Origin of the sequence: Providencia sp. PROV033 (assembly GCF_028484855.1) — a bacterium.
GTDB lineage: Bacteria > Pseudomonadota > Gammaproteobacteria > Enterobacterales > Enterobacteriaceae > Providencia > Providencia alcalifaciens.
In genome coordinates, this window is record NZ_JAMPSW010000143.1 from 1 (window position 1) to 5895 (window position 5895).

Sequence of the window (5895 nt, forward strand, 5' to 3'; positions counted from 1 at the left end):
GAGTAATGGGTAAGTTTGGGCAAAAAAAGCCCCCTTCATAGGGACTTGAAGGGGGAGCTAAATGAATAAAGAATGGTTTAATTCGGGATCAAAGATAAAGGATCCGAATAAGCAAAACTTAGTTTTTTGTGCACTTTAGGAGACCATTCTTATTTAATGGGCTGAATCGCATTTATCGTTAAATGCCTATTGACGATAACCTGTCTTAATTTGTTCTAAGATGTTTTTGTAGGTCTCAGCTTGATTCTCATCTTCCATTGAAGCGACTTCGCGCTGCATTTTGATCAGAATCTTACCCGCATCAGCTTGACCGATAGCTTTAAGCATGTGAGTAACAAGATTTTTTAAACAGGTTACTTCGTCAGCTAAAGAGTTTACATCGGGCTCAGTTGGAAAATGGGTTTTCATTTAGGAATTCCTGTAAGAATAAAAAGTAATTTGCAGATTGTAGCATAGAAGAAATGATTCTGTCGCTTTTCAAACAGGTATGAAAATAAGAGAGAAATAATAGTTCTTCTATAAGAAAAGAGTCTGAAAACGATAGTTTTCAATCCTTTAAAGATGAATGACGAGTGTGATATTATTCACAAAAATGAACTGAAGGCTATTATTGGTCTTAATTATCTTCAACAGGATGTCGTAAACCATGTCTCAGGTTTCTCGAAGCACTGCATGGATCCGTGTATTGGCGCTCTCCGTTGCAGCTTTTGTCTTTAATACCACCGAATTTGTTCCTGTCGCATTACTGAGTGATATCGCAGAAAGTTTTCATATGACAGTGGCTCATACAGGGCTAATGATCACGATTTATGCGTGGGTTGTCGCAGTGATGTCCCTCCCTTTGATGCTAATGACGGGAAAATTTGAACGGCGAAAGTTATTGGGGTGCATATTTGTTATCTTTATTCTTAGTCATATTCTGTGTGGGATTGCATGGAATTTTGAAGTGTTGATTGTTGCACGCATTGGTATTGCATTATCCCATGCTGTGTTTTGGTCTATCACCGCCTCATTGGCAATCCGAGTCGCTCCTGCGGGCAAAAAAGCGCAAGCATTGGGTTTACTTGCAACGGGAACAGCCTTAGCGACTGTTTTGGGGCTACCACTAGGCCGTGTTATCGGGCAATGGATGGGCTGGCGAGTAACATTCTTGTGTATCGGTGTGTTGGCATTATTAACGATGATTGCGTTATTGCGATTTTTACCGCGTTTACCGAGTGAACATTCAGGGTCTTTAAAAAGCTTACCGATTATTTTTAAACGCCCAGCTTTAATTGGGGTGTTTGTCCTGATCACGGTCGTGATTACGGCGCATTTTACTGCCTACAGTTATATTGAACCATTTGTGCGTGATGTTGCCTTACAGAGTCAAAATTTTGCCACTGTATTATTGTTAATCTTTGGCGGTGCGGGCATTTTCGGTAGTGTATTGTTTAGTCGATACAGTAGCCGTTTTACACTGACATTTTTACCTGCATCGATTATTTTGATTACACTCTGTTTAGCACTATTTATGCCATTAAGTGGTGATGTTTGGACACTTATAGGTATTTGTGTACTTTGGGGAATTGCGATTATGTGTATCAGCCTTGGCATCCAAGTTAAAGTCCTTGATTTAGCGCCGGATGCAACGGATGTGGCGATGTCAATTTTCTCGGGATTATATAATATCGGTATTGGCGCAGGTGCGTTATTGGGCAATCAAGTTATTACCCATATGGGAATGACTAATATTGGTTACGTAGGCGCAATTATTAGTATCTTAGCTCTCGCTTGGTGCTTGTTTATCTACTTACGTTATACGTCAGCATTCAAAGAAAAACAGTTAGTGCCTGCCGATCATTAAGTCTTCTTTATTCATCAGCACTGTACTAATTAAAGGTTAGTATGGTGCTTTTTAGTGTGCTAAATTTCTGCCAAATATTAGGTTAATCAATAAATAAAGGTGAATTATGAAAGGATTGGGCTTTTTACTAATGTCCATTATTGCAGAGGTTATTGCGACGACGACACTAAAAGCATCAGATGGTTTTAGCCGTTTTTGGCCATCCTTAGTGGTAGTCATTGGTTATGCCATCTCTTTTTGGGGGCTTTCTCAGGTTGTGAAGGTGATGCCGCTGGGGATTGCCTATGCCATTTGGTCCGGTCTTGGGATTGTGTTGGTTTCTGTGGCTGCCATCTATATTTATAACCAAAAACTCGATTTACCCGCAATTATTGGTATGCTATTAATTATAACTGGTGTTTTAGTCATCAACCTGTTTTCTAAGAGTGGCACCCATTAAGGGAACTGAGACAGCGCTGATACTGTTGGAGAAAGAAAATGAAAAGGAAAGGTCAATCGCTGTTAAAAACAGTGATGGCAATGGGATCCGTTACGGCGTTAGCCGTTTTGCTTTCAGCGTGCGGTAGCTCGGAAAACAGTAAGATGACAAGAGCAGAAACCGCCGGTTCTCAATATGCACAGCAAGTTGTGAATTTAGGACCAGGTGTGCAAGAAGCCTGCACTTCTGCGGGTGGATTACCTTCATTGAATTTAGAATTAAATGGTGAAAAAACCCCCGTTTGCCAGTTTGCTAATGGGCGGCGTTGCACAGTATCGGTCATCCGAAATGGAGCCTGCATTTAAAACTTGAGACGCCCATCAAATAAAATTGATGGGCGAAAAGAAAGGTTATTTTTTACTTGGGAAGAATAGGCTGATAGCGACAATCACGCCAACTAAGATATAGGCAACAAAAATACCCACTAACCATTGCGGCATATCTAAGCCTAAGAATGCCCATTGTCTTACTGCACAATCACCTGTTGCTTCAAACACAGAAGGAACCCATTCTTGCAGTGGCAACCAATCTGGGAAATTCACGAAGAAGTCACAAGATGCAAAAGGCGACGGATAAAGTTGCAGCATGGTGTGTTCCCATGACAGGTCTAGCCCACGCCAACCGGCATACAGCCAAATCACAATTGCAATCACTTTAACAACGGTGCTTTTAGGTGCTATCGCCCCAATTAAACCCGCTGCAATAATTCCCATCAATGCAACGCGCTCATAGATGCACATTACGCATGGTTGTAGCTTCATAATATGCTGGAAGTACAGTGCTGCACATTCAAGCATAAAAGCTGTGAATGCCATGAGTAGCCAAGCTGACCGTCCTTGAGAACAGTAATTAAAAAATCTGAACATAATTAATTCCCTTCATTAATAATTGGCTTATTCTGCCTCTATCTGGGTGATAAAAAAAGCAGCAAAATCAGATTAGAATAAGATTAGCTTAGTTTTTACGTTTTATTACAAAAAAAGCCGCATAAGTATGCGGCTTTGAGTCAACAAAAGGGGTTATCAAAATTCATTAGCGAGGGATGGTAACTAAACCAATACTTTCCATCCAATCGGTTAGTGGGATTAACCACAACTCAACCCCAAGCAAACCAACGACCGTCATCACGATAGTAAATGGCAGCGCCATCCATACCATGCGTCCATAAGAAAGGCGGATCAGTGGGGAAAGGGCTGAAGTTAGCAGGAACAGGAATGCGGCTTGCCCGTTTGGTGTTGCGACCGACGGTAAGTTTGTTCCGGTGTTAATCGCCACGGCTAAGTGCTGATATTGCTCGGCTGAAATTAACCCTGCATTTGCTGCTTTTAAGGCTTCAGTGATATATACCGTTCCAACAAACACATTATCGGAGACGGCTGAAAGTAATCCATTAAATAAATAGAATAGTGAGAGTTGTGACGATTCAGAGGATTGCAGTACATACTGAATAAATGGTGTGAAGAGTTGCTGGTCAATGATCACCGCAACAACACTAAAAAATACCGTGAGCAGAGCAGTAAATGGCAATGCCTCTTCAAACGCTTTGCCGAGAGCATGTTCTTCAGTGATCCCGCAGAATGTCGTGGCAAGGATAATTACGGAAAGACCAATGAGCCCTACTTCAGCAAGGTGAAATGCTAATGCGACAATCAACCAAATCCCGATAAGACCTTGCACAATCAGCTGTGCTTGTTCTTTCTTGCTACGTTTTGCACTCATCTTTTTATCATGATCGGCCAATACTTGGCGTACGGAATCTGGTAATTCAGCGCCATAACCAAATATTTTAAACTTCTCGACGAGGAAACAAACCAGTAAACCACAGAAGAAAACAGGGATGGTGACTGGTGCCATACGTAGGTAGAAAGTAATAAAGTCCCACTCAATATGTTTGGCGATGATCAGGTTTTGTGGCTCACCGACCATGGTCATTACCCCGCCAAGGGCTGTACCGATACCTGCATGCATCATTAAGCTACGTAAAAATGAACGGAACTGTTCTAACGTGTGTTTTTTCTCAGCAGTATCAATGAAGGCATCGTTTTGTAGGTCGGTATTGCTAGGCTGGCTAGAGGCATATTGATGGTAAATAGCGTAGAAGCCAATAGAAACGCTAATGACCACAGCGATAACCGTTAGGGCATCTAAGAAAGCGGATAAAAACGCACTTGCTAAGCAAAATGACAACGCTAAAATTCGTTTAGAACGGACGTTTATTAACAGCTTCGTGAAGACAAATAGTAGAAGTTGCTTCATAAAGTAGATGCCAGCCACCATAAAGATTAGCAATAGAATCACTTCAAGATTATTGCTAATTTCATGGGATATTTGAGCTGGGCTAGTCATGCCAATGAGTACGGCTTCAATGGCTAACAACCCCCCAGGTTGAAGCGGGTAGCATTTTAGCGCCATCGCTAACGTGAAAATAAATTCGATGACGAGCAGCCAACCAGCGATGAATGGGTTAACAAAGTAGAAAACAATTGGGTTTATTATTAAGAACAAAATGATAGCAAGTTTGTACCAATCTGGAGAATTTCCCAAAAAATTCTTCAAAAATGCTCTTCTTAAACTAAAATCCATTATGACTTTTAATCCTCTTTAGCGAGTGTTGTGTGATAGCGTGTTACATACTACTCTTATCTTTTATAGAATTTAAGCTTATTTGCTAATAGATAATATATTAATTATATAGGGTTTTTACGATTTACCTACGGTTTATTAGAAAGCTAACTATCTCAGATTGTGACAATCTGGTATGATTTCTAGCAGTCCGTCTAAAAATGTTTGGAATAATAAAAATATGGTTATTAAAGCTCAAAGTCCGGCAGGTTTTGCGGAAGAGTACATTATTGAGAGTATTTGGAACAATCGTTTTCCTCCAGGATCTATTTTACCCGCGGAGCGTGAGCTATCCGAATTAATAGGCGTAACGCGCACTACATTACGTGAAGTTTTACAACGTTTGGCTCGTGACGGCTGGTTAACTATTCAGCATGGTAAGCCAACCAAAGTAAATAACTACTGGGAAACCTCAGGGTTAAATATCCTTGAAACCCTCGCGAAGTTAGACCATGACCGAGTACCTCAGTTAATTGATAACTTGCTAGCAGTACGTACAAATATCGCTGCTATTTTTATTCGAACCGCATTTCGCAATGATCCAGAAGCCGCATTGGAAGTGTTAGCCGGTAAAGACAAAGTTGAAGATAGTTCAGATGCTTTTAGCGATCTGGATTATAACATTTTCCGAGGTCTGGCATTTGCGTCAGGTAACCCAATTTACGGCTTAATCATTAATGGACTAAGAGGGTTGTATACGCGCGTAGGGCGCTATTATTTCTCGAATCCAGAAGCTCGCCGTTTAGCGTTAAGTTTTTATCAGCAGTTAAGTCATTTATGTCGCGAGCAAGCTTATGATCGTGTCATGGAGTGTGTCAGAAACTACGGTAAAGACAGTGGGATTATTTGGCATAACATGCAAAGCAATATGCCATCAGACCTTGCTAATAATATTTAGCCCACAACGTTTGCTCAATCAGAAGCCAGTGCTTTAGCGCTGGCTTTTTTG

7 protein-coding genes are annotated in these 5895 nt (G+C 41.0%); 4 read left to right on the top strand and 3 right to left on the bottom strand.

Going from position 1 to position 5895, the window contains the following annotated elements; translation table 11 throughout:
• Positions 1-186 precede the first annotated feature (186 nt).
• On the bottom strand, positions 187-408 hold the full coding sequence (locus PSF16_RS16255; protein WP_006658775.1) for a DUF2594 family protein: 222 nt from the start codon (positions 406-408) through the stop codon (positions 187-189).
• Positions 409-646: 238 nt separating this feature from the next.
• On the opposite strand from PSF16_RS16255, the gene PSF16_RS16260 reads away from it, so the two are divergent.
• From PSF16_RS16260 to PSF16_RS16270, 3 genes are all read left to right on the top strand, one after another.
• The gene (locus tag PSF16_RS16260) at positions 647-1846 is read left to right on the top strand and encodes a sugar transporter (protein ID WP_272689681.1); all 1200 of its coding nucleotides are present in this window, start codon (positions 647-649) and stop codon (positions 1844-1846) included.
• A 106-nt stretch (positions 1847-1952) separates the two neighbouring features.
• Entirely contained in the window at positions 1953-2285 is a 333-nt protein-coding gene (locus tag PSF16_RS16265; RefSeq protein ID WP_006658773.1) for a DMT family transporter, read from the top strand.
• Positions 2286-2323: 38 nt separating this feature from the next.
• Positions 2324-2629, top strand: a complete 306-nt coding sequence (locus PSF16_RS16270; protein WP_272689682.1) for a DUF333 domain-containing protein — start codon at positions 2324-2326, stop codon at positions 2627-2629.
• Between the two features lie 45 nt (positions 2630-2674).
• On the opposite strand, the gene dsbB is transcribed toward PSF16_RS16270, so the two are convergent.
• Together dsbB and nhaB are read right to left on the bottom strand one after the other, a co-directional pair.
• Entirely contained in the window at positions 2675-3190 is a 516-nt protein-coding gene (dsbB, locus tag PSF16_RS16275) for a disulfide bond formation protein DsbB (protein ID WP_006661648.1), read from the bottom strand.
• 166 nt (positions 3191-3356) lie between these two features.
• Positions 3357-4907 (bottom strand): sodium/proton antiporter NhaB, encoded by a 1551-nt coding sequence (nhaB, locus tag PSF16_RS16280; protein WP_272689683.1) that lies wholly within the window; start codon positions 4905-4907, stop codon positions 3357-3359.
• 220 nt (positions 4908-5127) lie between these two features.
• Between nhaB and fadR the strand changes: the two genes are divergently transcribed.
• Positions 5128-5844, top strand: a complete 717-nt coding sequence (gene fadR, locus PSF16_RS16285) for a fatty acid metabolism transcriptional regulator FadR (protein WP_006661650.1) — start codon at positions 5128-5130, stop codon at positions 5842-5844.
• Positions 5845-5895 lie beyond the last annotated feature (51 nt).

Excerpts from the sequence above, each read along its gene's own strand:
- fadR (WP_006661650.1), top strand. The coding sequence starts at position 5,128 with ATGGTTATTAAAGCTCAAAGTCCGGCAGGTTTTGCGGAAGAGTACATT.
- dsbB (WP_006661648.1), bottom strand. The coding sequence starts at position 3,190 with ATGTTCAGATTTTTTAATTACTGTTCTCAAGGACGGTCAGCTTGGCTA.
- PSF16_RS16260 (WP_272689681.1), top strand. The coding sequence starts at position 647 with ATGTCTCAGGTTTCTCGAAGCACTGCATGGATCCGTGTATTGGCGCTC.
- nhaB (WP_272689683.1), bottom strand. The coding sequence starts at position 4,907 with ATGGATTTTAGTTTAAGAAGAGCATTTTTGAAGAATTTTTTGGGAAAT.
- PSF16_RS16255 (WP_006658775.1), bottom strand. The coding sequence starts at position 408 with ATGAAAACCCATTTTCCAACTGAGCCCGATGTAAACTCTTTAGCTGAC.
- PSF16_RS16265 (WP_006658773.1), top strand. The coding sequence starts at position 1,953 with ATGAAAGGATTGGGCTTTTTACTAATGTCCATTATTGCAGAGGTTATT.
- PSF16_RS16270 (WP_272689682.1), top strand. The coding sequence starts at position 2,324 with ATGAAAAGGAAAGGTCAATCGCTGTTAAAAACAGTGATGGCAATGGGA.